28 protein-coding genes, 2 tRNA genes and 1 other RNA gene are annotated in these 23,512 nt (G+C 71.4%); 12 read left to right on the top strand and 19 right to left on the bottom strand.

The window, feature by feature from the left end:
- Positions 1 to 44 precede the first annotated feature (44 nt).
- Positions 45 to 2,501, bottom strand: a complete 2,457-nt coding sequence (locus tag ACZ67T_RS10375; RefSeq protein WP_469983099.1) for an MFS transporter — start codon at positions 2,499 to 2,501, stop codon at positions 45 to 47.
- 94 nt (positions 2,502 to 2,595) lie between these two features.
- Positions 2,596 to 3,090: a MarR family winged helix-turn-helix transcriptional regulator gene (locus ACZ67T_RS10380; protein ID WP_469982973.1), complete on the bottom strand. Its 495-nt coding sequence runs from the start codon at positions 3,088 to 3,090 to the stop codon at positions 2,596 to 2,598.
- Between the two features lie 174 nt (positions 3,091 to 3,264).
- Here ACZ67T_RS10380 and ACZ67T_RS10385 point away from each other — a divergent pair, with 174 nt between their 5' ends.
- Positions 3,265 to 3,474 (top strand): hypothetical protein, encoded by a 210-nt coding sequence (locus ACZ67T_RS10385; protein WP_469982975.1) that lies wholly within the window; start codon positions 3,265 to 3,267, stop codon positions 3,472 to 3,474.
- Positions 3,475 to 3,527: 53 nt separating this feature from the next.
- Here the strand turns inward: ACZ67T_RS10385 and ACZ67T_RS10390 are convergent, their stop codons facing one another.
- The 8 genes from ACZ67T_RS10390 to ACZ67T_RS10425 form a co-directional block, all read right to left on the bottom strand.
- On the bottom strand, positions 3,528 to 4,358 hold the full coding sequence (locus ACZ67T_RS10390; RefSeq protein WP_469982976.1) for a hypothetical protein: 831 nt from the start codon (positions 4,356 to 4,358) through the stop codon (positions 3,528 to 3,530).
- A gap of 69 nt (positions 4,359 to 4,427) precedes the next feature.
- On the bottom strand, positions 4,428 to 5,288 hold the full coding sequence (locus ACZ67T_RS10395; protein WP_469982978.1) for an RNA polymerase sigma factor SigF: 861 nt from the start codon (positions 5,286 to 5,288) through the stop codon (positions 4,428 to 4,430).
- Between the two features lie 246 nt (positions 5,289 to 5,534).
- Positions 5,535 to 6,350, bottom strand: coding sequence for an RNA polymerase sigma factor SigF (locus ACZ67T_RS10400; RefSeq protein ID WP_356277391.1), 816 nt, complete (start codon positions 6,348 to 6,350; stop codon positions 5,535 to 5,537).
- A 176-nt stretch (positions 6,351 to 6,526) separates the two neighbouring features.
- The gene (locus tag ACZ67T_RS10405; RefSeq protein WP_469982980.1) at positions 6,527 to 6,820 is read right to left on the bottom strand and encodes a Dabb family protein; all 294 of its coding nucleotides are present in this window, start codon (positions 6,818 to 6,820) and stop codon (positions 6,527 to 6,529) included.
- 31 nt (positions 6,821 to 6,851) lie between these two features.
- Complete coding sequence (locus ACZ67T_RS10410) at positions 6,852 to 7,028, bottom strand: hypothetical protein (RefSeq protein ID WP_100599122.1); 177 nt, start codon at positions 7,026 to 7,028, stop codon at positions 6,852 to 6,854.
- A 211-nt stretch (positions 7,029 to 7,239) separates the two neighbouring features.
- Positions 7,240 to 7,324: transfer RNA gene (locus tag ACZ67T_RS10415), tRNA-Ser, on the bottom strand.
- Positions 7,325 to 7,407: 83 nt separating this feature from the next.
- A complete protein-coding gene (gene tadA / locus ACZ67T_RS10420) occupies positions 7,408 to 7,929 on the bottom strand; it encodes a tRNA adenosine(34) deaminase TadA (protein WP_469982981.1) in 522 nt (173 codons plus the stop codon).
- A 38-nt stretch (positions 7,930 to 7,967) separates the two neighbouring features.
- Positions 7,968 to 8,519, bottom strand: a complete 552-nt coding sequence (locus tag ACZ67T_RS10425) for a tRNA adenosine deaminase-associated protein (RefSeq protein WP_469982982.1) — start codon at positions 8,517 to 8,519, stop codon at positions 7,968 to 7,970.
- 443 nt (positions 8,520 to 8,962) lie between these two features.
- Here ACZ67T_RS10425 and upp point away from each other — a divergent pair, with 443 nt between their 5' ends.
- Positions 8,963 to 9,598, top strand: coding sequence for a uracil phosphoribosyltransferase (upp, locus tag ACZ67T_RS10430; protein ID WP_100599118.1), 636 nt, complete (start codon positions 8,963 to 8,965; stop codon positions 9,596 to 9,598).
- Between the two features lie 36 nt (positions 9,599 to 9,634).
- On the opposite strand, the gene ACZ67T_RS10435 is transcribed toward upp, so the two are convergent.
- Together ACZ67T_RS10435 and ACZ67T_RS10440 are read right to left on the bottom strand one after the other, a co-directional pair.
- Positions 9,635 to 10,279: a LytR C-terminal domain-containing protein gene (locus ACZ67T_RS10435; RefSeq protein ID WP_469982984.1), complete on the bottom strand. Its 645-nt coding sequence runs from the start codon at positions 10,277 to 10,279 to the stop codon at positions 9,635 to 9,637.
- Between the two features lie 101 nt (positions 10,280 to 10,380).
- Complete coding sequence (locus tag ACZ67T_RS10440) at positions 10,381 to 10,677, bottom strand: type II toxin-antitoxin system VapB family antitoxin (protein WP_003955420.1); 297 nt, start codon at positions 10,675 to 10,677, stop codon at positions 10,381 to 10,383.
- Positions 10,678 to 10,798: 121 nt separating this feature from the next.
- Between ACZ67T_RS10440 and ACZ67T_RS10445 the strand changes: the two genes are divergently transcribed.
- Complete coding sequence (locus ACZ67T_RS10445) at positions 10,799 to 12,553, top strand: helicase HerA-like domain-containing protein (RefSeq protein ID WP_469982986.1); 1,755 nt, start codon at positions 10,799 to 10,801, stop codon at positions 12,551 to 12,553.
- Positions 12,554 to 12,612: 59 nt separating this feature from the next.
- Here ACZ67T_RS10445 and ACZ67T_RS10450 read toward each other — a convergent pair whose 3' ends face one another.
- The 3 genes from ACZ67T_RS10450 to ACZ67T_RS10460 form a co-directional block, all read right to left on the bottom strand.
- Entirely contained in the window at positions 12,613 to 12,765 is a 153-nt protein-coding gene (locus ACZ67T_RS10450) for a hypothetical protein (protein ID WP_469982987.1), read from the bottom strand.
- 69 nt (positions 12,766 to 12,834) lie between these two features.
- On the bottom strand, positions 12,835 to 13,191 hold the full coding sequence (locus tag ACZ67T_RS10455; RefSeq protein WP_469982989.1) for a hypothetical protein: 357 nt from the start codon (positions 13,189 to 13,191) through the stop codon (positions 12,835 to 12,837).
- 113 nt (positions 13,192 to 13,304) lie between these two features.
- Complete coding sequence (locus ACZ67T_RS10460; RefSeq protein WP_469982991.1) at positions 13,305 to 13,898, bottom strand: HhH-GPD-type base excision DNA repair protein; 594 nt, start codon at positions 13,896 to 13,898, stop codon at positions 13,305 to 13,307.
- 99 nt (positions 13,899 to 13,997) lie between these two features.
- On the opposite strand from ACZ67T_RS10460, the gene ACZ67T_RS10465 reads away from it, so the two are divergent.
- A complete protein-coding gene (locus ACZ67T_RS10465) occupies positions 13,998 to 16,622 on the top strand; it encodes a GNAT family N-acetyltransferase (protein WP_469982993.1) in 2,625 nt (874 codons plus the stop codon).
- A gap of 12 nt (positions 16,623 to 16,634) precedes the next feature.
- On the opposite strand, the gene ACZ67T_RS10470 is transcribed toward ACZ67T_RS10465, so the two are convergent.
- The gene (locus tag ACZ67T_RS10470; RefSeq protein ID WP_469982994.1) at positions 16,635 to 17,396 is read right to left on the bottom strand and encodes a sulfite exporter TauE/SafE family protein; all 762 of its coding nucleotides are present in this window, start codon (positions 17,394 to 17,396) and stop codon (positions 16,635 to 16,637) included.
- 102 nt (positions 17,397 to 17,498) lie between these two features.
- On the opposite strand from ACZ67T_RS10470, the gene ACZ67T_RS10475 reads away from it, so the two are divergent.
- The 6 genes from ACZ67T_RS10475 (at position 17,499) to ACZ67T_RS10500 (ending at position 21,713) form a co-directional block, all read left to right on the top strand.
- On the top strand, positions 17,499 to 18,395 hold the full coding sequence (locus tag ACZ67T_RS10475; protein ID WP_469982996.1) for a LysR family transcriptional regulator: 897 nt from the start codon (positions 17,499 to 17,501) through the stop codon (positions 18,393 to 18,395).
- A 66-nt stretch (positions 18,396 to 18,461) separates the two neighbouring features.
- Positions 18,462 to 18,788, top strand: coding sequence for a cupin domain-containing protein (locus ACZ67T_RS10480; protein ID WP_469982997.1), 327 nt, complete (start codon positions 18,462 to 18,464; stop codon positions 18,786 to 18,788).
- A 65-nt stretch (positions 18,789 to 18,853) separates the two neighbouring features.
- The gene (locus tag ACZ67T_RS10485; RefSeq protein WP_469982998.1) at positions 18,854 to 19,012 is read left to right on the top strand and encodes a hypothetical protein; all 159 of its coding nucleotides are present in this window, start codon (positions 18,854 to 18,856) and stop codon (positions 19,010 to 19,012) included.
- Entirely contained in the window at positions 19,009 to 19,833 is an 825-nt protein-coding gene (locus tag ACZ67T_RS10490) for an isocitrate lyase/PEP mutase family protein (protein WP_469983000.1), read from the top strand. The genes ACZ67T_RS10485 and ACZ67T_RS10490 overlap by 4 nt, the downstream gene beginning before the upstream one ends.
- A 33-nt stretch (positions 19,834 to 19,866) precedes the next feature.
- A complete protein-coding gene (locus tag ACZ67T_RS10495) occupies positions 19,867 to 20,700 on the top strand; it encodes a PP2C family protein-serine/threonine phosphatase (protein WP_469983001.1) in 834 nt (277 codons plus the stop codon).
- Between the two features lie 62 nt (positions 20,701 to 20,762).
- On the top strand, positions 20,763 to 21,713 hold the full coding sequence (locus ACZ67T_RS10500; protein ID WP_469983003.1) for an MASE1 domain-containing protein: 951 nt from the start codon (positions 20,763 to 20,765) through the stop codon (positions 21,711 to 21,713).
- A gap of 18 nt (positions 21,714 to 21,731) precedes the next feature.
- Here the strand turns inward: ACZ67T_RS10500 and ACZ67T_RS10505 are convergent, their stop codons facing one another.
- Positions 21,732 to 21,932, bottom strand: a complete 201-nt coding sequence (locus tag ACZ67T_RS10505) for a hypothetical protein (protein ID WP_469983004.1) — start codon at positions 21,930 to 21,932, stop codon at positions 21,732 to 21,734.
- Between the two features lie 196 nt (positions 21,933 to 22,128).
- Between ACZ67T_RS10505 and ACZ67T_RS10510 the strand changes: the two genes are divergently transcribed.
- Positions 22,129 to 22,602 (top strand): DUF5994 family protein, encoded by a 474-nt coding sequence (locus ACZ67T_RS10510; RefSeq protein WP_469983006.1) that lies wholly within the window; start codon positions 22,129 to 22,131, stop codon positions 22,600 to 22,602.
- Positions 22,603 to 22,628: 26 nt separating this feature from the next.
- Here the strand turns inward: ACZ67T_RS10510 and ACZ67T_RS10515 are convergent, their stop codons facing one another.
- Complete coding sequence (locus ACZ67T_RS10515) at positions 22,629 to 23,015, bottom strand: VOC family protein (RefSeq protein ID WP_469983008.1); 387 nt, start codon at positions 23,013 to 23,015, stop codon at positions 22,629 to 22,631.
- 102 nt (positions 23,016 to 23,117) lie between these two features.
- Positions 23,118 to 23,205: transfer RNA gene (locus tag ACZ67T_RS10520), tRNA-Ser, on the bottom strand.
- A 110-nt stretch (positions 23,206 to 23,315) separates the two neighbouring features.
- Between ACZ67T_RS10520 and ffs the strand changes: the two genes are divergently transcribed.
- Positions 23,316 to 23,410: signal recognition particle sRNA small type (gene ffs, locus ACZ67T_RS10525), an RNA gene on the top strand.
- Positions 23,411 to 23,512: the final 102 nt, after the last annotated feature.

Here is a 23,512-nt window from a genome sequence, read left to right on the forward strand (position 1 = left end):
GCCGGGGCGCGTCTCCGCTCGAAGCGCGCCCCCGCCCGGGGTCGTCACTCGCCGGGGTGGGCGAGCTCGATGTCGTGGCCCTCGGCGCCGCCGCCGTTGACCGTCAGACCGGTGGCCACCGGCGGGTAGCCGGTCGCGATGACCGTGTACTCGCCGCTGTCCAGGTCGGTGAAGGCGTACGCGCCGTCGTGGCCGGTCGTCGCCGTGGCGACCACGTTGCCCGCCGCGTCGACGAGCGTGACCCGCGCGTCGTTCAGCGCACCGCCCGCGGCCCGGACCACACCGGAGACCTGCGCACCGGAGCGCAGCTCGATCTCGACCCGGGTGACCCCGGTGCCGCCGACCTCGACGGGCAGCGCGAGCGGACGGTGGCCCGCCGCGTTGACCGCCACGGTCACCGCGCCCGGGACCAGCTCGGCGAAGGTGAACTCGCCCTGCTCGCCGGAGAGTCCGGTGGCCAGGACGTCACCGCGGACGTCGGTCACGATGACCATGGCGCCGGGCACCGGCAGCTTGCTGTCCAGGGACTTCACGACGCCGCTCAGACCGCTGGTGCCGCTGAGCAGGATGTCGTACGCGACCGGCTCCTCGCCGACGACGACCGTGGAGGCCTGCGGCTGGTAACCGTCGGCCGAGGCGATCAGGACGTACGAACCCGCGCCGGGGGCGTCGATGCCGTAGGCGCCGTCGCCCTGGGAGACCGCGCGGCCGAGCTGGCGTCCGCCGAGCGAGATCAGCGTGACCGCGGCCCGTGCGACCGGGGCGCTCTCGGAGCCGCGGACGAAGCCGCGGACCGGGGTGCCGCCACCGGCGGACGCCGTCACCGGGACGCTGCCCGCCGTCGTGGCGACCGCCTGGAGACGCTGGGCCGAGCCGTCCGAGGAGGGCGCGGAGACCGCGGCCGCCATGGCCGGAACGAGCTCCTCCGTCTCGGGAGCACCGGCAGCCGCAACCGCAGCCGCCTCGGACTCGGACTCGGCGGCCGGAACAGCCTGGGAGTTCGAGGTACGCAGCGGAATCTCCTTGATGAACAGCGTGGCGATGAGCGCGAGCAGCGCGATCGGGGCGGCGATCAGGAACACGTCCGCGATGCCGTGCCCGTACGAGCTCTCCATGATCGTGCGCAGCGGCGCGGGGAGCTTGTCGAGGTCCGGGATGGCGCCGCCGCCGGTGCCGCCGTGGCCCAGGGCAGCGCCCTTGGGGCCGAGGTCGGCCAGGCCGTCCTTGACGTAGTGCGTGATGCGCGTGGACATGATCGAACCGAGCGCCGAGACACCCATCGCACCACCGAGGGAGCGGAAGAAGGTGACCGTGGAGCTGGCCGAACCGATGTCCTGCGGAGCGACCTGGTTCTGGGTGCAGAGCACGAGGTTCTGCATCATCATGCCGATGCCGAGACCCATGAGGGCCATGAAGATCGCGACGTGCCAGTACGGGGTGTCGTAGCGGATCGTGCCGAGCAGTCCGAGGCCCGCCGTGATGAGCACGCCGCCGGAGACCAGCCACGCCTTCCACTTGCCGGTCTTGGTGATGATCTGGCCCGCGACGGTCGACGAGATGAACAGGCCGCCGATCATCGGGATCGTCATGACACCGGACATCGTCGGCGACTTGCCGCGCGCCAGCTGGAAGTACTGCGAGAAGAACACGGTGCCCGTGAACATCGCGACACCCACGAAGAGCGAGGCGATCGAGGCGAGCGTGATGGTGCGGTTGCGGAAGAGCCGCAGCGGGATGATCGGCTCCGCGGCCTTGGTCTCCACGAAGATGAAGATCAGCGCGAGGACGGCGGCGCCGCCCACCATCGCGCCGGTCTGCCAGGAGAGCCAGTCGTACTTGTCGTCGGCGAAGGTCACCCACAGGAGCAGGGTGCAGACCGCGGCGGTGATGAAGAAGGCACCGGCCCAGTCGACCTTCACGTTGTCGCGCTTGACCGTCGGGAGCTTCAGCGTCTTCTGCAGGACGATGAGCGCGATGATCGCGAACGGCACGCCGACATAGAAGCACCAGCGCCAGCCCAGCCACGAGGTGTCGGTGATGACACCGCCGAGCAGCGGGCCGCCGACGGTGGCGACGGCGAAGGTCGCACCGAGGTAGCCGGAGTAACGGCCCCGCTCACGCGGGGAGATCATCGCGGCCATGACGATCTGCGCGAGGGCGGACAGACCGCCGACGCCGATGCCCTGCACCACGCGGCAGGCGATCAGCATGCTCGGGCTCTGCGAGAGGCCGGCCACGACCGAGCCGCCCACGTAGACGATCAGCGCTATCTGTACGAGCGCCTTCTTGCTGAAGATGTCGGCGAGCTTGCCCCACAGGGGCGTCGTCGCGGTCATCGCGAGCAGCGAGGCGGTCACGACCCAGGTGTAGGCGGACTGGCCGCCGCCCAGGTCGCCGACGATCTCGGGAAGCGCGTTGGTGACGATCGTCGACGACAGGATCGCGACGAACATGCCGAGCAGCAGCCCGGACAGCGCTTCCATGATCTGCTTGTGCGTCATCGGAGCGCCGCTGCCGGGGGCGGCTGCGCCTCCATGCTTGGCGTGGCTGCCCCGCACACCTGCTGGTGTGGTTGTTGCCATGGGGTTCCTTTACTTACGCGGGTGTACGGGTGGTCTCTTCGGTGGCGTCCGGAAGCGCCTGCGCGAGCCCCGGTGTGTACCGGCAGTCTCCGAAGCTGTCGCGGAGCCGGCTCATCATCGCGATCAGCTGTCCGACCTCGTCGTCGGACCAGTCGCTCAACCGGTAGGCGAGCAGTTCGGTCGACCGCTCGGAGAGCAGCTCGATCTGCTTCAGGCCCTGTTCGGTGAGGCTGAGGATGCGGGAGCGCTTGTCGGCAGGGTCGGGGGACCGGTCGATCCAGCCCCGGTCGGCGACGTGCGCCACGTGGCGGCTGGTGACGGACATGTCGACGGCGAGCAGTTCCGCCAGGCGGCTCATCCGCATCTCGCCGTACTGGCCGAGGAGCATGAGAACCGCGGCCGAACCGGCCGGACAGTCGTGCGGCAGGGACCGCTGGAGGTCTCGTTTGACGGCACCGAAGGCACTGAACTGTCGGGCGAGCTCTTCGTACTGACTCTGCTCCGCCACGGCACCTCCTACATTCGTTGCTTAGGGCAACCATAGAGACAGTTGGTTGCCGCAGGCAAACGAAAAAGGGTGTACGAGCCTAAAAACCCGGTAAAGGGGAGGGGTTGCACATGTAAAGCTGCAGCTCAGCATGGGTATGGCATTGCCCGCACGTATTCGCTAGGGTCCTTCCCCATGGCACACAACCCCCAGGGCCCGGCCCCCGAAGGCAACTACGACCCCGCGGGGAGCACCCAGATGTTCCGCGCCTTCGTCGACGAACCGGCCTCGCAGCCCCGCCAGCAGGCCGCTCCGGCGAAGTCGGGACCCGGCGCCGGTCTGATCCTCGGCATCGTGCTCGCCGTCGTCATCGTGGCCGGCGTGGCCTGGCTCGCTCTCAAGTAGGTCATCGCGGCTCTCGCGCGAGAGCCGTTCGCTTTCATGTGCGCGAGAGCCGTTCACTTCCATTTGACGGAGACGTCCCGCGTCTCCACATGCATGCCGAGCGGCACCCGCCAGGCATCGACACACACGGTCCAGGTCTTCTTCTTGCGCTTCCCCGCGTCGATCGGCACGGGGAGGTCCTCGGTGGACTCGACGGTGGCCCAGTCGATGCCGAGGGCGCCGATGATGTGCGTCCCGAACGTCACCGTGCCCGAACGCACCGCGGTACCACCGGTGTTGACCAAGTTCAGGGTCACGTCCTCGCACCACCGCTTGTCCGCGGCCTTGCGCTCCGGGTCCCCGACCTTCAGGGCGGCGGGCCCGCTCGGGGTGCCGGTGCCCGGGGCGGACGGCGTGGTCGTCGCCCCACCGCCGGAACCGCTGCCGTCGGAACCGCTGCCGTCGGAACCGCCGCCGGAGCTGCCCGCGCCGGAGCCGCCGGTGGACGGCGACCCGGACCCGTCGGGCCCCGACGCCTCGGGCGTCCCGGAGCCACCGTCGGTACCCGCTTCCGCTCCGGCCCCGGCGCCCGTATCCGCCGAACTGCCGCTGCTGTCAGGAGACTTGGCGCCGCCAGTACCACCTTCGGCGCTGTCCGTCCCGCCCTCCGACGGACCTGGCGGATCCGAGTCGGCCCCGTCCAGCGGCACCAGCTCCACATCGCCGGTCGGTGCCACCGTGCGCCCCGGCGTCCGCTCGGGCGTGGCGCCGGCCGCGCCGACCGCCACATAGCCGTCACCGCCGCCGGAACCCCCGCACGCCGCAAGGAGACCACCCAGGCAGACCACGGCCGCCGTCGCACCCGTCAGGGCGCCTCGGCGGCCGCGTATCGATGCTCGTCGCATCGCGCCAGTGTGTCTGACGGTCCGTCAATTCGGAACCCTGCCAACGGCACCGGCGGCGCGCGCGGTGCGTCAGTCGGCGATCAGTCCTTCCCTGAGCTGCGACAGCGTCCGCGTGAGCAGGCGCGACACGTGCATCTGCGAGATGCCGACCTCCTCGCCGATCTGCGACTGTGTCATGTTCGCGAAGAAGCGCAGCATGATGATGCGGCGCTCGCGCGGCTGGAGCCTGGCGAGCAGCGGCTTGAGCGACTCGCGGTACTCCACGCCCTCCAGAGCCGTGTCCTCGTAGCCGAGACGGTCCGCGAGCGAGCCCTCGCCGCCGTCGTCCTCGGGCGCCGGGGAGTCGAGGGAGGAGGCGGTGTAGGCGTTGCCCACCGCGAGCCCGTCGACCACGTCGTCCTCGGAGACGCCGAGCACCGCGGCCAGCTCGGGCACGGTCGGCGAGCGGTCCAGCTTCTGGGCCAGCTCGTCGCTCGCCTTGGTCAGGGCGAGCCGCAGCTCCTGGAGCCGGCGCGGCACGCGCACCGACCAGGACGTGTCACGGAAGAAGCGCTTGATCTCGCCGACGACGGTCGGCATCGCGAACGTCGGGAATTCCACGCCGCGTTCGCAGTCGAAGCGGTCGATCGCCTTGATCAGGCCGATCGTGCCGACCTGGACGATGTCCTCCATCGGCTCGTTCCGGCTGCGGAAGCGGGCCGCGGCGTACCGGACCAGTGGGAGGTTCAGCTCGATGAGGGTGTCCCGTACGTACCCACGCTCGGGGCTGTTCTCGTCGAGTGCGGCGAGCCGCAGGAAGAGGGAGCGGGACAGGGTGCGGGTGTCGATGGCTTCGGAAGCCCCGGATACCGGCGGGCTGTGAAGCACGTCGGGCGCTGACGCGCTCTTGCTGAGCGTGAGCACCTTCGAGCTGCCCTGGACTGCGGACATGCCACCCCCTTGAGGTCGCGGACGGTCGCGGCGGGCGCTCCCGTCTGGAAGGAACGCAGCCTCCACCTGAATACCGGAGGCGGGGCTGCGGCAAACGCGGTTCCCGCAGAATGTCACATGTCGGCAACACGCTGTAGTGACATGTCGACATGGAAGGGGTGAATCGGTGCAGGAAAAGGGGGGTGTGGCGGGGAGCTGACGTATTCCGGCCGGGAAGTGCCGAGAAGGGCACTCCACTCGTTCCGGTTACGCTTCGATCCTGTTTGCGGATCTGAGCCGCGCGAAGCTTCTGGCCAGCAGTCTTGACACATGCATCTGGGAAACGCCCAATTCCGCGCTGATCTGCGACTGCGTCAGATTGCTGTAATAGCGCAGCAGCAGGATCCGCTGCTCGCGCTCGGGCAGCTGAACGAGCAGATGCCGTACGAGATCGCGGTGTTCGACGCCGTCGAGCTCCGGGTCCTCGTAGCCGAGCCGGTCGAGCAGGCCGGGCATACCGTCGCCCTCCTGGGCCGCCTCCAGCGAGGTCGCGTGGTACGAGCGCCCCGCCTCGATGCAGGCGAGCACCTCGTCCTCGCCGATGCGCAGGCGCTCGGCGATCTCGGCGGTGGTGGGGGTGCGCCCGAACGCCGTGGTGAGGTCCTCGGTCGCGCCGGTCACCTGCACCCACAACTCGTGGAGCCGGCGCGGCACGTGGACCGTGCGGACGTTGTCGCGGAAGTAGCGCTTGATCTCGCCGACGACGGTCGGCATCGCGAACGTCGGGAACTGGACGCCGCGCTCGGGGTCGAAGCGGTCGATCGCGTTGATGAGCCCGATCGTGCCGACCTGGACGACGTCCTCCATCGGTTCGTTCCGGCTGCGGAAGCGGGCCGCGGCGTACCGCACGAGCGGGATGTTGGCCTCGATGAGGGCGGCGCGCACCCTGGTGTGCTCGGGGGTCCCCGGCAGCAGGTCCTTGAGCTGGGCGAAGAGGACCTGCGTCAGCGCACGGGTGTCGGCGCCCCGGCTCTTCGCGGGCGGTGCTTGAGGCGCTGTACTGGCCGGCACGGTCAACGCCACCTCTGTCTCCGTCAGCTCGTCCGTCAACTCATCCGTCAAAAGCGGTCATAGCATCACAAGACAGGTGCACTGTGTGCAAGCACCGCATAAGTACGTGTTGAAGGGCAAGTTGGGGCATAAGGCATAGAAAGGCCCTTCACCGTTCCGGTGAAGGGCCGCTTCGGCGTGCGATTCGCTCAGAACTCGTAGTCCGCGATCACCCACGTGGCGAACTCGCGCCACTGCGCGACACCCGCCTGGTGGGCCGGGTGCTCGATGTACCGCTTGAGCGCATCGGTGTCCTCGACCGCCGAGTTGATGGCGAAGTCGTAGGCGATGGGGCGGTCGGTGATGTTCCAGTCGCACTCCCAGAACGCCAGTTCCGGGATCTGCTCACCGAGTGCGCGGAAGGCCTTGACGCCCTCGACGACGCGAGGCTCGTCGCGCTGGACGCCCTCATTGAGCTTGAAGAGGACCAGATGGCGGATCACGGGCACTCCTTGCAGACGCTGACGAGGTCGCTCAGTTCCCGCCGCCGTTGACGACCCAGGTCATGAAGTCGCCGATGCTCTGAGCAGCGGACGAGACGCCCTCGAAGCCTATCTGGACGTAGTCCGCGGCCTTGGCCGGGTCGGTGATGATCACGTAGAGGACGAACACGACGACGACGAAGAGACCTATCTTTTTCGTCTGCACCACGCTCTGGCCTCCCCATTGCCCGTATCCCATGTGACCCCTGTGCCGGGCGTGAGTGTATCCCGGACGTCTGTTCAGCCGGTTATCCGGTTTTCGGCGCCAACGGCCCGGTGGGCGGGGCGTTTTGCCCGATCGGTCTGCGTGCGGCTGGACATGGCGGGACATGCAGAACGCCCCTCTTTCCCGGTGACCCGGGCAAGAGGGGCGTTGTCAGCGGTAGCGGTGGGATTTGAACCCACGGTGACTTGCGCCACACTCGCTTTCGAGGCGAGCTCCTTCGGCCGCTCGGACACGCTACCGAGAGAGATCCTAGCCCAAGTTGGGCCGTGGTCTGAAATCCGTATCCGGGAGGCCCGTCCGGAGCGCCTTCCGGGGGCTCCGGCTAGCGGTCTCGGAAGAAGGAGGTGAGCTGCTGCGCGCACTCGTCGGCGAGTACGCCCTCGATCACCTCGGGGCGATGGTTGAGGCGCCGGTCGCGGACGACGTCCCACAGGGACCCGGCCGCCCCGGCCTTCTCGTCGCGCGCCCCGTAGACGACCCGGTCGACCCGGGACTGTACGAGGGCGCCCGCGCACATCGTGCACGGCTCCAGGGTCACGACGAGCGTGCACCCCGTGAGCCGCCACTCCCCGAGCGCCGCGGCCGCCCGCCGGATCGCGAGCACCTCCGCGTGCGCGGTCGGGTCGCCGGTCGCCTCGCGCTCGTTGTGCCCCGAGGCGAGCACGGTCGTGCCGTCCGGGGCGAGCACGAGGGCCCCGACGGGCACGTCACCGCCCTCGGCGGCGAGCCGCGCCTCCCGGACGGCGAGGCGCATGGCCTGCCGCCAGGGATCGCGTACGGGGTCCGGTGCCTGGTCTGCGGTGCTCACGGGCGGAATGTAGCCGACCGCGGCCGGCACCGGCATCGTCGTGGAGAAATGGGCACATGGTGGACGGGTGGGAGCTATCGGACCGTTTCGAGGACCTCCGCCGCTCCCAGGACCTCGGCGATCTCGCTGAGGGCGTCGTTGGGGTCGAGGGCGAGGAGCTCCTTCTCGGAGACTCCGAGGTCGGCGAGGATCAGCCGGTCCCCGATCGGGCCCGGGGGCACGGCCTCGGCGGCGGGATCCGCCGCGTCGTCGTCCCCGGCCTCGTCCTCGTCGGCCGGGTCGGGCTCGCCGTCCTCGGTCCCGTCGAGATCCAGGGCGTCCAGCTCGTCCTGGTCGGGATCCTTTCCGAGCAGTTCGTCGGTGAGCAGGATCTCGCCGTACGAACTCCGGGCGGCCGCGGCCGCGTCGGAGACGTAGATGCGAGGGTCCTCCTCGCCGTCCACACGGACGACGCCGAACCAGGCGTCCTCCTGTTCGATGAAGACGAGCACTGTGTCGTCCTCGGCACCGGCCGAGGCTTCACGGGCCAGGTCGGTCAGATCCGACAGGGCCTCCACGTCGTCGAGCTCTGTATCGCTCGCTTCCCACCCGTCTTCGGTGCGCGCGAGCAGTGCGGCGAAGTACACCGTGACTCTCCCACTGGTCTCAGGTGTGCCGGTTGGAGTTCCCCCCGGCGGACTCGGGAGGCGGGGTGTGCAGTTCCGAGCCCCGCCCAATCGGAATCGTGGCAGAAACCATCGCTTCAGGAGAGGTCTTCGGCCCGCTGTGTTCGCGCGGCGTCACGAGCGGAACGTGCGCATGCGCATCTGCCGCCGCATTCGTGCCGCCCCGGCACGGCGTGGCCGGACCCGGTCGCGCGGCCCGCGCGCCGCCGCGAGTTCCCGCAGGAACTGGGCTCGGCGCCGTCTGCGCCCGTCCTCGGCGTCCTGTGGCTCCGGGTCCTGTCCCCGGTCGTGCCGGCCCCGATCCGGCACGGGCGCACCACCCAGGTCGGTCCTTCCGGCTTTCCCTCCGATGGCGGGTTTGATGCCAGCGCGAGGGCGCCCCGGACCCGGTTACTGTTGAGGACATGCGGATCCACGTCGTCGACCACCCGCTGGTGGCGCACAAACTCACCACGCTGCGCGACAAGCGCACCGACTCCCCGACCTTCCGGCGCCTCGCCGACGAGCTGGTCACCCTGCTCGCGTACGAGGCCACCAGGGATGTGCGCACCGAACTGGTCGACATCGAGACCCCCGTCTCGGGCACGACCGGCGTGAAGCTCTCCTACCCGCGGCCCCTGGTCGTGCCGATCCTGCGGGCCGGTCTCGGCATGCTGGACGGCATGGTGCGGCTGCTGCCGACCGCCGAGGTGGGCTTCCTCGGCATGGTGCGCGACGAGGAGACGCTCCAGGCGTCCACGTACGCGACGCGCATGCCCGACGACCTCTCCGGGCGGCAGGTCTACGTCCTCGACCCGATGCTGGCCACCGGCGGCACGCTCGTCGCGGCGATCCAGGAGCTGATCAAGCGCGGCGCGGACGACGTGACGGCCGTGGTGCTGCTCGCCGCCCCCGAGGGCGTGGAGATCATGGAGCGCGAGCTCGCCGGTACGCCGGTGACGGTCGTGACGGCCTCGGTCGACGAGCGGCTCAACGAGAACGGGTACATCGTCCCGGGCCTCGGCGACGCGGGCGACCGGATGTACGGGGCGGCCGAGTAGCCACCCCGTAAGGGATCGGCGTCACTTCGGTTCGGTTCAGCAGTGCTTCTTCGACGTGGCGGACGTCGGTGAGGGCTTGGCCAGCGCGGCCAGGGCCTTGTCGGCGTCCGCCTTCGTCGTGAGCTGCTTGAACGCGGTGCCGATGATCAGGTCGACCTCGGCCGGCTTGGCGCGGGTGTCGGTCTTCAGCTCGGCGCCGGCGAGCTGCGTGCCGAGGACCGGCAGCGCCGCGTCGGTGGCGGCCCTGGCGCCGAGCAGCAGCCCGGGGCCCTTGACCTTCTTGTCGTACGCCTTCGTCGCGTTGCCCACGTCGCCGATGGCGAAGCCACGTTTCTTCAGCTCGTCCGCCGTCTGTTTGGCGAGGCCGCTGCGGGGCGTGGCGTTGAAGACGTTGACCGTGACCTGGCCGGGCTTCGGCAGGGTCTTCGGGCTCGCCGAGGGCGACGCCGAGGTCTTCGTCCGGCAGTCGCCGGTGGCTCCCGCGGCCGAGGCCTTGTCACCGCCGCCGGTGAAGACGTCGATCAGCTGCAGAGTGCCCCAGCCGATCAGGCCGACCGCCACGACGGAGGCGACGACGGCGAGCACGATCCTGCTGCGCCCGCGGTTCCGGCGCATACGCGGATACTTGTCTCCCGTGATGCGGTACTTGCCGCCCATGCCGGGGGGAGTGAGCATGCTCATGGGCGCAGCGTAGTGCGCCCCGGCGGTGATTCCTACTAAATGATCATTGGCCCACGCCGGGGACTACCCGAAAGGGTCAACGCGGGCGCGCGGCCCGCGGGTCAGCCCAGTTCGAGGACGCGGGCGTGCAGCACCTGGCGCTGCTGGAGCGCGGCGCGCACGGCGCGGTGCAGACCGTCCTCGAGGTACAGGTCGCCCTGCCACTTCACGACGTGCGCGAAGAGGTCGCCGTAGAACGTCGAGTCCTCGGCGAGGAGCGTCTCGAGGTCGAGCTGGCCCTTGGTCGTCACGAGCTGATCGAGGCGGACCGGGCGCGGCGCGACGTCCGCCCACTGCCGGGTGCTTTCCCGGCCGTGGTCGGGGTACGGCCGGCCGTTTCCGATGCGCTTGAAGATCACACGGAAAGCCTACCGGGCCCGGCTCTCCGGGCGCAGCCATGGAGACGGAGTGCGACTCTGGGAAATGACGTCCTAAACATGGGCAAACCGGGAACACTCAATCCGGGGACAGGGGCGAGAAATGAGTGACAGTGAGCCGATCCCGGCCGGGCGGGCGAATGCGAAGCCTTCATCGGGGGTAGACGCGGTCGCCGGGTTGACGCCCGGAACTGCCGCTTCCGCATCCCCGGGCGGGACGGGCGAGGCCTCCCCGGCCGGGACCACCGCCCCCGAGCCCGTCACCACGGCCCCCGCTCTCCCCGCCCCCGCCCTGGAGATCGCCGCCGGGTACGCCTTCGCCGGGCCCGCCCTCGACCTCGGCGCGCTCGTGTGGGACGGCCAGTGCCTGCCGGACGCGCAGATCCGGATTCCGCTGGGGATGCTCAACCGGCACGGCCTCGTCGCGGGCGCCACCGGCACCGGCAAGACCAAGACGCTCCAGCTCATCGCCGAGCAGCTGGCCGCGCAGGGCGTCCCCGTCTTCCTCGCCGACATCAAGGGCGACGTCTCCGGCATCTCGGCCGCGGGCGAGCCGGCCCACAGGGTGGTGCAGCGGTCGGCCGAGGTCGGTCAGGAGTGGCGGGCGACCGGCTTTCCGAGCGAGTTCTACGCGCTCGGCGGCATCGGCCCCGGCATCCCCCTGCGGGCCACCATCACCGGCTTCGGCCCGATCCTGCTCTCCAAGTGCCTCCAGCTCAACCAGACGCAGGAGCAGTCGCTCGGCCTGATCTTCCATTACGCGGACCGGAAGGGCCTCGAACTCGTCGACCTCAAGGACCTGCGCGCGGTCGTCACGTTCCTCACCTCCGACGAGGGCAAGCAGGAGCTGAAGACCATCGGCGGGCTCTCCACGGCGACGGCGGGCGTGATCCTGCGCTCCCTGACCGCGTTCGAGCAGCAGGGCATGGGCGACTTCTTCGGTGAGCCCGAGTTCGACAGCAGTGAGCTGCTGCGTACGGCCCCGGACGGCCGCGGCGTGGTCTCCGTACTGGAACTGCCCGCCGTGCAGGACAAACCGCATCTCTTCTCGACGTTCCTGATGTGGCTGCTCGCCGATCTCTTCCAGGACCTTCCCGAGGTCGGCGATGTGGAGAAGCCGAAGCTGGTCTTCTTCTTCGACGAGGCGCATCTGCTCTTCAGCGGTGCGTCGAAGGCGTTCCTGGAGGCGATCACGCAGACCGTGCGGCTGATCCGGTCCAAGGGCGTGGGCGTGTTCTTTGTGACACAGACGCCGAAAGACGTGCCGTCCGACGTCCTCTCCCAGCTCGGCAACCGGGTCCAGCACGCGCTGCGCGCCTTCACGCCCGACGACCAGAAGGCGCTGAACGCGACCGTCAAGACGTTCCCCCGCTCCGCGTACGACCTCGAGGAGCTGCTGACCTCGCTCGGTACGGGTGAGGCCGTGGTCACCGTGCTGAGCGAGAAGGGTGCGCCGACGCCGGTCGCCGCGACCCGGCTGCGGGCGCCCGAGTCGCTGATGGGGCCCATGGACGCGGCCGCCCTCGACAAGGCCGTGAAGGAGTCGGTCCTGTACGCGCGCTACGCGAACGCCGTCGACCGTGAGTCCGCGTACGAGAAGCTGACGGCCCAGGAGGCCGAGACGCAGGCGCGCAAGGACGCCGAGGCGCAGGCAGAGAAGGCAGAGAAGGCAGAGAAGGCGGCGAAGGCGGAGAAGGCGGCGGCGCGGGGTTCTGGGGGGCGTGGGAAGCCCGAGGAGGACGCGTCGGTCGTGGAGCAGGTGGTGGGCAGCGGGATCTTCAAGTCGCTTGCCCGGTCGGTCGGTACGCAGTTGGGGCGGGAGATCTCGCGGTCGCTGTTCGGGACGCGGCGGAGGTAGCGGACTCAGTGGTCCCGGTCCCGCGGGTGCGGGGCCGGGACCTTTGTTGTGCGGGCGGCTCAGGTGCGGTCCTGCGGGTTCGTGTCCTGTGCCTTGTCGTCGGTCGGGGGCGTGGGCTTCGGGGTCTCGCGTGCGGGGCGTACGGCGCGACCGTCGCGTACCGCTTCGGCGCACAGGAGGGCGCGCAGGACCGCGTAAGGGTCGATGGGCATGAGGGTGTCGTCCTTGTCGTGCGTGGGGGGTGTGCAGGCTCGGTCCGCCGGGAGGGCGGAGCCGGACTGTCAGCAGCGCAGGACGACGCAGCGCAGGGCGTTCAGGGAGTTGAGGGTGGCGCGGGGCGCACGGGGGCGCGCGGGTGGCGCGGAAGGGCGCGCGGGGAGCACGTGGGTGGCGCGTTCGGCGGGGAGGCGAGTGGCGTGCCCCGTCGGCAGGCGCAGTGCGGTGTCGGGGGCGTCCTGGTGGAGCTCGCCGGGTTCGGTGGAGGAGGACGCGGTGTGCGCGGGCGCGGCCCCGGCGCACGGGACCGTGGACGCGAACGCCGTGCCGAGCAGGGTGAGGAGGACGAGCAACGTCCGGGCCCACGCGGGCCGTCGCGCGGTGCGGCGGCCCGCGCCCGCTGGGGAGGCGCGCGTGCTCATGGATGTAAATGTCCCCCGGTGGCACCCCGAAAACGATCAACGCGGACGAGATCCGCCCTCATGGGCTACGGGACGCGGCGTGTGCTGACGCGCGGCGCGACCTGCTTCGGGTCCTACTTCCCCGCGGCCTTGGCCGCCTTCGCCGCCGCCTTCATCTCCTGCTTGTGCGCGCGCACCTTCGTGAGCGACTCGGGTCCCGTGATGTCGGCGACCGACCGGAAGGACTTCGCCTCGCCGTACGCGCCCGCGGCCTCGCGCCAGCCCTTGGGGCGCACCCCGAGCTGCTTGCCGAGCAGGGCCAGGAAGATCTGGGCCTTCTGCGTGCCGAAGCCGGGCAGGTCGTTGAGGTGCTTGAGCAGCTCCCCGCCGTCCTTGACGCCCTCCCAGAGGGCGCTCGCGTCCCCGTCGTAGTGCTCGACGAGGTACTGGCACAGCTGCTGGATCCGCTTGGCCATCGAGCCGGGGTAGCGGTGCACGGCCGGCTTGGTGGACAGCAGCTCGGCGAAGGCCTCGGGGTTGTAGGAGGCGATCTCGTGCGCGTCGAGATCGTCGGTGCCCAGGCGCTGGGCGATCGTGTGCGGGCCCGCGAACGCCCACTCCATCGGTACCTGCTGGTCGAGCAGCATGCCGACGAGCGCGGCCAGGGGGCTGCGGCCGAGGAGCGCGTCGGCGTCCGGCTCCTGGGCGAGGTGAAGAGTGACGTCCATGTGTCGATGATCGCGCGGCGTGGGCCGGGGCGCACCCCTTTCCGACTTAGGTTAGGCTGCCCTAATCTGTAAGGCGGGTGAAGGCGGGGCGAGGAAAGCGTGAGCGTCGAGGTCTACCGGGACGATTGGGGCATACCTCACCTCCGTGCCGACAGCGCGCGGGAACTGGCCCACGCCCAGGGGCGCAACGCCGCCGCCGACCGGGCCTGGCAGATCGAGGTCGAGCGGCACCGCTCGCAGGGTACCTCCGCCGCTTTCCTCGGCCAGGAGGCCGCCGGCTGGGACCGGTTCGCCCGGCAGGCCCGTATCGACGACACGGCCCGGCGCTGCTACCGCGCGCTCGACGAGGAGACGCGCGGCTGGCTCGACGCGTACGTCGCCGGCGTCGACGCCGGACTGCGAGAACTCGGCGGCGCCGCACCGGAGTTCGCCCGCGCCGGTCTCGAACCGGGCCCCTGGAAGCCCTGGACCCCCCTCGGCATCTGGCTGTCCACGCACATCCTGTTCACCGGCTTGCCCGGCAAGCTCTGGCGCGACGAGGTCGTACGCCGCGTCGGGCCCGCAGCCGTCGGCCTCTTCGCCACGGACGGCCCCGGCACCTCCGGCAGCAACGGCTGGCTCGTCACCGGCGACCGCACCGTCGGCGGCGGCCCCCTGATCGCCGGCGACCCGCACCGCTACATCGAGGACCCGGGCGTCTACCAGCAGATACGGCTCGCCTGCCCGGAGTACGACGTCGTGGGCCTCGCCGTCCCCGGCGTGCCCGGCATCGGCCACTTCGGCCACACCGGCACCGTCGCCTGGGCGATCACCAACGCGATGGCGGACTACCAGGACCTGTACCGCGAGCGGCTGCGGCGGCTCCCGGACGGCGGCGTGGAGGCGTTCGGGCCCGACGGGTGGCGGCCCGCGTCGCGCAGCGTGGAGACCTTCGAGGTGGCGGGCGGGCGGCCGCAGGAGGTCGAGGTGGTCGAGACCGAACGCGGGACGGTCGTCGTCGGCGGACCCGACGAGGGCGAGGGCATCGCGCTGCGCCAGCCACCGCGCGTACGCGAGGACCTGGGCTTCGCCGCGCTGCCCGCCCTGCTCCGCGCCCGCACCGTCGCCGACGTGGACCGGGCCTTCGACCGCTGGGCCGAGCCCGTCAACGTCGTCCAGGCCGCCGACACCGAGGGCGGTCTCCTGCACCGCGTCGCGGGCGCCGTGCCCGAGCGCGACCCCGAGAACCTGCTCCGCGTCGTCCCCGCCCACGAGCCCCGGCACGCCTGGCGCGGCCTGCGCGCACTGCCCCGCGAGCCGGTCGGCACCGTCGCGGTCATGGCGAACCAGCGGGGCCTGGCCGCGCCCCTCGGCATCGAGTTCGCGCCGTCGCACCGGGCCGACCGCATACGGGAGTTGCTCGACGCACGGGAGGTGTGGACGGCGCCCGGCATGGCCACCGTCCACACCGACACCCGCCTCGCCTCCGCCCGCCCGCTGCTCGACCTGGTGGCCCGCCTCGCCGGACTCACCCCCGAAGCGGCGGCACTGAGGAAACGGCTGCTCGCCTGGGACCGGCACATGGACGCGGACAGCGCGGACGCCGCCGCGTACGCGCGGGTGCGGGCCGCGGTCGTACGGAAGCTGGCCGCGCACCCCGCGTTCGCGCCCCTCACGGGGATGGAGGAGGCGTACCCGGAGGTCTTCCGGCCGTGGCTGGCCCTCGCGCCGCGCATCGCGTACGCGCTGGAGACGCTGCTGACGACCGGCCGATTCCCTGAGGTGGACCGGGAGACGGTCGTCCGCGAGGCGGTCGAGGAAGCCGCCGGGGCCACGGCGGCCGGGGAGACCTGGGGCGACCGGCACCGGCTCGCCGCCTGGCGGGCGCTTTCTGACGGCGACGAGGCCGGCCCGGGCCTGCCCGGCGACCACGACTGCGTCCTGTCCACGTCGAGCGTCCCCGGCGTCACCGACCTCAGCGCCCGCGGCCCGGCCGCCCGCTATGTGTGGGACGTCGCCGACCGCGCGAACAGCCTGTGGGTCGTTCCGCTCGGCGCCTGCGGAATCCCCGGCTCCGCGCACCGCCGCGACCAGCTCCCCCTGTGGCTGCGGGGCGAACTGGTCCCCGTGGTCACGGACTGGACCCGCCTCACCAGAGAAGACCACTCTCGTCAGAAGGAGCACCGCGTGTACGAGCAGACCGTCGAAGGATTCGGGACCGTCCGCGTCAGCCCGGTCGACCCCGCCGCCGACCTCGACGTGCTCCACGGCTGGGTACGCGAGGAACGCGCCCGGTTCTGGGGCATGGAGGGCGCGAGCCGCGAGCAGGTGCGCGAGACGTACGAGCACCTCGACTCGCTCACCACGCACCACGCCCACCTCGTCCGCCTCGACGGCGAACCCGTCGCGCTGTTCCAGACGTACGAGCCCGAGGCCGACCGGGTCAGCGAGTGCTACGAGGTCGAGGACGGCGACATCGGCGTGCACTTCCTGATCGCCCCGGCCACGGACGGCGCCGTCAGCGGCTTCACCGCAGCGCTCATGACCGTCCTCGTCGCGTACGCGCTCGAAGGGCACGGCAAGCGGCGGATCGTGGTCGAGCCCGACGCGCGCAACGCGAAGGCGGTCGCGCTCCTGGAGCGCGCGGGCTTCGAACTCGGCCCCGAGATCGTGCTCCCGGAGATCGACCTGCCGGAGGTGTTCCTCCCGGAGAAGCGCGCCCGGATCGCGTTCCTCAAGCGCTGACGGCCCGCGGGCTCAGCCCCGTACGAGCATGATCACCGAGGCGGTGACGCCGACCACGACGATCACCGCGCGAAGGGCCGCCGGGGGCAGCCTGCGGCCGAACTTCGCGCCGGCCAGGCCGCCCAGCGTGGAGCCGACGGCGATCACCGCGGCCGCGACCCAGTCGACGTCGGCGACGGCGATGAAGATCACCGCCGCCACCCCGTTCACGATCGAGGCCAGGACGTTCTTCGCCGCGTTGAGGCGCTGGAGGTCGTCGTGGATGAAGCTGCCGAACATGCCCATGAGCAGCACGCCCTGCGCGGCGCCGAAGTAGCCGCCGTAGACGCCCGTCCCGAGCACCCCGAACCACATCGGGACGCCGCCGTCGGCGCGCGCCGCCGCGGCCTGGCGCTTCTTCGACCAGCGGCTGAGCCGGGGCTGGAGCACGACCAGGACGCAGGCGGTCAGGATGAGGACGGGCACCACCGAGGTGAACGCGTCGGCCGGCAGCTTCAGCAGCAGGAGCGCGCCCGTGATCCCGCCGATCAGCGAGGCCGTACCGAACCGGAGCAGCCGCTTCTTCTGCCCCCTCAGTTCGCGCCGGTAGCCGTACGCGGCGCTGAGCACACCCGGCACGAGGCCGATGTTGTTCGACACGTTGGCGAGCACCGGCGGATAGCCGAACGCGAGGAGCGTAGGGAAGGTGATGAGCGTTCCGGAGCCGACCACCGCGTTGATCGCGCCGGCGGCGACACCGGCCGCTCCGACGGCCACTGCTTCAAGTGCATCCACGTCCGAGATCGTTTCGGAGGCCGACACCCAAGTCAATCCTCGCAATTTCTTGGCAAGGTCCAAGGTGTGGCTTGGGTGTGCCCGAATGGCTACGTTGGCGCCGTGACCCTCGACGATCTCCGTGTCTACGTCGCCGTGTGCGCGGCGGGCAGCCTCAGCGCCGTCGCCCGCGACCTCTCCTGCACGCAGTCGGCGGTGAGCCAGCACATCCGGCGCCTCGAACGGGAGGTGGGCGTCAGCCTCCTCGAACGGCACGCGCGCGGTGTCCTGCCGACCCCCGCCGGGCGCATCCTGCAGACCGCGGCCGCCGAGGGCATCGGCGGCATCGATGTCGCGCTGCGCCGCCTGCGCGACCTGGCCCGCGGCGAGAGCGGCGCGGTGCGCGTCACCACGGGCGCGACGACCGTGCGCCACTTCATGTCCGGGGCCATCGTCGGCTTCCGGCGCCGCCACCCCCGGGCGAGCCTGGAATTCCAGACGGTCAGCTCCAGCCACCGTGCCTACGAGGCGCTCGCCGCGCACGACCTCGACCTCGCGTGGGTCACCATCGGCGCGCCGGAACGCGGCGTCGAGCAGCGCCCCGTCGTCGAACTCCCCTGGGTCCTCGCGGTGCGCCCCGACGACCCGCTGGCCGGCCGGACGCGGATCGGCCCCGGTGACCTGGCCGCCGCCCACCTCATCAGACCGCCCGAACAGTCCACGTCGCGCTCCCACCTCGACCGGCACTTCACCGGGCTCGGGATCGTCAGGCCGGCCGGGTCGGACGCGGGCGTCGCCGACTGGGCCACCGCCGTGCACCTCGCCGAACTGGGCCTCGGCCACGCGCTCGTCCCCGAACTGCCCGGCTGGCGGGACCCCGCCCGCGCGGGCGGCCCGGTCCTCGTCCCCGTACCGGACCTGCCGCCGCTCGCGGTCGGCTGGGCGGTCCGGCGCTGGTCCACGCTGACCCCACTGGCGAGGGCCTTCGCGGACATGGTGGCGGAGCACTGCGGGAAGTAGGGGCTTCACGTGTGGCGGCGGCTCGTGCCTGTGGCGGGGGCCGGGTCCCCGGGGGACGCTGGAAGCATGACCACGACGTACGACCTGAACGCTCTCGCCGACAAGCACGTCGCCGCCGCGCGGACCTCCCCCCACGGCCGCAGCGCGCACCTCCTGCTCCGCGAGGAGACCCTCCGGCAGAGCGTGATCGCCCTGACGGCGGGCGAACTTCTGGAGGAGCACAACGCGCCGCCCGCCGCGACGCTCCAGGTGCTGAGGGGCGAGGTCGTACTGACGGCGGCCTCGGGCGACGTGACGCTCACGGAGGGCCGGCTCCACGCGCTCCCGCAGGAACGGCACGGGCTGCGCGCGGTCACGGACGCGGCGGTACTCCTTACGGCGGTCAACGACTGAGGGACGCCCGCCGCTCCCGGACGCTTCGGCCGGCGCCGAACGGTTCCGCGCCTAGCGTGCGCCGCATGACACAGCGACACCGGTTCAACCGGTACGAGGACGTGCGCCGGGCGCCGGCGGACCCCTGCCTCGTTCCGCTCCCGGTCCCGGCCGTCTCGCCCGCGGCGCCCGCCGCAGGCGTGGCCCTCGCGGCCGGCCCCCTCGAAGGGACGACCTCCCGATGAACCAGCCCGCCTGCGAAGCCTTCAGAGCCCTGCACCACGACCCCGGCGGCCCCCTCCTTCTCCCCAACGCCTGGGACCACGCCTCCGCCGCCGCGCTCGCCGGGCAGGGGTTCACCGCGATCGGTACGACGAGCCTCGGCGTGGCCGCCGCGGCCGGGCTGCCCGACGGCGCCGCGGCCACCCGCGAGGAGACCCTGCGCCTGGCCCGCCGCCTGGGCGGGGGCACGTTCCTGCTGTCCGTGGACGCGGAGGGCGGGTTCGGCGACGACCCGGCCGAGGTCGCCGGCCTCGCCCGTGAGCTGGCGCGGGCGGGCGCGGTGGGGATCAATCTGGAGGACGGCAGGGCCGACGGCACCCTCACCCCGGCCCCCGTCCACGCGGCGAAGATCGCCGCGGTCAAGGCCGCCGTACCGGACCTGTTCGTCAACGCCCGCACGGACACGTACTGGCTCCCGGACCCGCGGACCGCGCCGGAACCGGAGACCCGCCGCCGGCTCGACGCCTACCGGCAGGCGGGCGCCGACGGAGTCTTCGTACCGGGCCTGACCGACCCGGCCGCGATCACCGCACTGGTGGCGCACCTGAGCCCGTCCGGCATCCCCCTCAACATCCTCTACTCCCCCACGGGCCCCACCGTCCCCGAGCTCGCCGCCCTGGGCGTGCGCCGGGTCAGCCTCGGCTCGCTCCTGTTCCGCGCGGCCCTGGGCGCCGCGGTCACTGCTGCGCTCGACGTACGGGCGGGCCGCGACGTGGCCCCCGCGGCACCTACGTACGGCGAGGTCCAGAAGCTGAGCGGCGGTGGGGACGCCACGCAAATATGATGAAGCCGGGGTTTTCCGTATTCGGAGCGGTCCATGACGCAGCGTCGTCCCAGCCAGCCCGAGAGCGCCGACGACCTGCTGACCAGGCTCGGCCGCCTTGCCGCACAGGCGCGCGCAGGGGCCGAACTCCAGCACGCCCGGGTCGAACTGGCGGAAGCCCTCCAGCACGAAATGCTCCCCGTCTCGCTGCCCGCCCTGCCGGGACTGCGGACCGCCGCCTGCTACTCGCCGGCCCGCCACGGCCTGGACATCGGCGGCGACTGGTACGACGGGTTCGCCACCCCTGACGGCACCCTCGGGTTCTCCATCGGGGACGTCCAGGGCCACGACGTCGAGGCCGCCGCCTTCATGGGGCAGATCCGCATTGCGCTGCGCGCCGTGGCCGCCTTCGCCCCGGACCCGGGCGAGGCGCTCGCCCAGGCCAACGACCTGCTGCTGTCGATGCGCCACGAACTCTTCGCCACCTGCAGCTTCATCCGCTTCGACCCGACGACCTGGGTCCTCGAGTCCGCCCGCGCGGGCCACGTCCCCGCCATCTGGGCCACGGTCGACGGCCGGTACGGCATCTCGGCGGACGAGGGCGGGCTGCCGCTCGGCATGCTGCCCGGGTCCGAGTACCCGGTCACCCGGCACCGCCTCTCGACGGCGGGGGCGTACGTCCTGGTCACCGACGGCGTGGTCGAAGGGCCCTCGTTCCCGATCGAGGCGGGCCTGGAGCGCGTGGCCCGGGTCGTTGCGGCCGACGCAGGCGCCGACCCCGCGGAACTCGCCGCCGCGGTGATGGAGGTCGCCGACTGCACCGGCCACCAGGACGACTCCGCGGTACTCGTCCTGTGCCACGACCCGCCACCCGTCCTGCCCGGGTGACAGCGGGCCCGTGGCAGCGCGTGTCACGCTCCGCCACGGGACGGGAGTGATTGTGTGATCCAGTGGTGCCCACCGAGGAACTCCGACGCCTCTCCGAGGCCTTGCTGAGGATCCTCGCCGTCGCCGCCGGCTACTACGCGACCGGACGGCTCGGTCTGTGGCAGCGGATCGCCCTCGAAGGCGCGGTCGTCACCCCGCTCTGGCTCCCGACGGGCGTCGCCGTCACCTGCCTGCTCTGGATGGGCCCGCGGATCTGGCCGGGCATCGCGCTCGGTGCCTTCCTGCTCATCGACTCGATCAACCCGTTCCGCCTCTCCGACCTCGCGATCGTCGCCGCGAACACCCTCGCACCGATGTGCGCCTACGTGCTGCTGCGCAAGGCGGGCTTCCGCCTCGCGCTGGACCGGCTGCGGGACGGGGTCGCACTGGTCTTCCTCGGCGGACTGCTGCCGATACTGCTGAGCGCCACCGTGGGCACGTGCGTGCTGGCGCTCAGCGGCAGTCTGGACTGGAGCGCGTTCTGGCCGGTGTGGGCGGCGTGGTGGGCCGGTGACGCCATGGGCGTACTCGTCGGCACCCCGCTGCTGATCGCGCTGAGCAGGGCCCGGCCCCCCTGGAACACCCGCCGCTGGCCGGAGGCGACGGCCCTGCTGGTCACCGCGGCCGTCATCACCCCCCTGGCCACGAGAAGCCCGCTCGCCCTGCTCTTCCTCGTCTTCCCGCTGCTCACGTGGGCGGCGCTGCGCTTCCAGCTCGCCGGGGCGGCGCCGTGCGTGCTGTTCGTGTCCGTGCTGGGGATCTCCGCGGCCACCGACCACGTCGGCCCGTTCGCCGATCACACCCTCTTCGAGGTCATGGTCAACCTCCAGGCTCTCAACGGCTCCGCCGCGCTCACCGCCCTCCTGCTCGCGGCGATCGTCACCGAGCAGAAGAGCGTCCGCCGGAAGATCGAACAGGCGGTCAGCGACCTGACGGAAGTGGTGGGACACCTGGCACCACGGCGGGACGAATGAGGACGTGCGTGGTCCCCGTCAGCCGCGGTCGACCGGGCCGGACGTGTCTTCGGGGATCCGCCGGTGGTTCTTGCGGCTCCGTCTGCCGACACCCGGCAGGGGATCGCTGAAGGTGTGCGAGGCGATGCGTGCGTCGTGCCGGGCGTTGATCCGGTGGATGAGGCGCATTCCCATGAGGGTCACGAGGACGATGGCGCCGATGAGGATGATCGCCTCCATGGCCGTCACCTCCCGCTTTCCACTGCTTTAACCGTAACGCGGGCCGCGGCAGCCCGCGGCCCGCCGCGGCGAGCGTGGGCGCGGCCCCCGGGGTTACCGTAAAGCTACGACGGCATCGCGCCGGTCGACGCACGCCCCGACATCGGCACGGCCACTCGGTGGGCGTCGGCCGTACGACCGAGGCGGGCGAACCACCATGGCTGAATCCGACACCCCCCACCAGCCCCCAGTGCTTCTGACGAACGCCCCCCATCAGGAGGCGGAACCCGGAACGGCCCCGCTGAGGCTGGAGACCACCCAGTCCCGCGAAGGGCTCCTCGACGGCGCGTGGTGGCCCCGGTCCCATGACGTCACGGCCGAACTGCCCGCCCTGGTCGCGGAGCTGACCTCGCATCTGGGCCCCATCACGCGCGTCGGCCTCGACTCCGACGCCTGGGAAGAGCTCCCCACCCGCCTGATCATCGACGACCGGGTCGTGCATCTCGACGCCCACGAGGTCGGCGACGGCACAGCCCTCCTCACCCGCGACGACGAGGACCTCTTCGTCCTCCTGGTCGTGCCTCCCGAATCGGAGCCCGAAGCGGCCCGCGCCGCGATGGCCCGCGCCGTGCGCCCCGAAAGCATCACCGAGGCCGCACAACTCACCGTCGCCAACCCCGACGAACCCTGAGCCGGGAAACGACGCACGCGCTCCGGTCAGGGGCGGCGGCCCGCAAGGACGCAGAACTCGTTCCCCTCCGGGTCGGTAAGTGGGACCCAGCTCACATCGCCCTGCCCGACGTCGACGTGCCGGGCACCCAGGTCGAGCAGGCGACGGACCTCTTCGTCCTGCTCCCTGTCGGTCGGGTTGACGTCGATGTGGAGCCTGTTCTTGACGGCCTTGCCCTCGGGTACGCGCGCGAAGGTGAGCGCCGGGGGCACCGGGCCGAGGCGGTCCTTGCCCTCGGGCACCTCGGGGGAGCCGATGATGACAAGCCCGTCCTCCCTCTCGTGCACCTCGTAGCCGAGGACGGAACACCAGAACCGGGCGAGAGCGTCGGGATCGGCACAGTCGATCGCAAGCTCGGTGAACTTACTGGTCATGTGAGGACCTCCCAGTCGCGTAGCCGGCTACGCAACCACAGAACGTCGAAGGGCCCCACCGCAAGCGGTGGGGCCCTTCGACGTATTGCCCGGTGAGAGCAATGGCGGAGGATACGAGATTCGAACTCGTGAGGGGTTGCCCCCAACACGCTTTCCAAGCGTGCGCCCTAGGCCACTAGGCGAATCCTCCGCCGCAAACAATACAAGACGTTGGGGGGTGCTCGCGAACATGATCCGGGGGTGGGGATCGGTCAGGGGACCGGGCTCGTGATTCCGGCCGGGCATCCGCTACTGTGGAGCTCAGCCCCTCACGTGGCGCTATCTGACTGAACTCCCCCAGGGCCGGAAGGCAGCAAGGGTAGGTCGGCTCTGGCGGGTGCGTGAGGGGCGTCTTGCGTTCCGGGGGCGGCTCGCCCCCGGGGCCATGGGGTCGGCGCCAGTGGCGGTTGTCACGACAGCCGGGGTCGTCAGCGGCGGCCATGGTTGTCAGTGGGCGC

The organism is Streptomyces sp. NPDC107517, assembly GCF_055582645.1.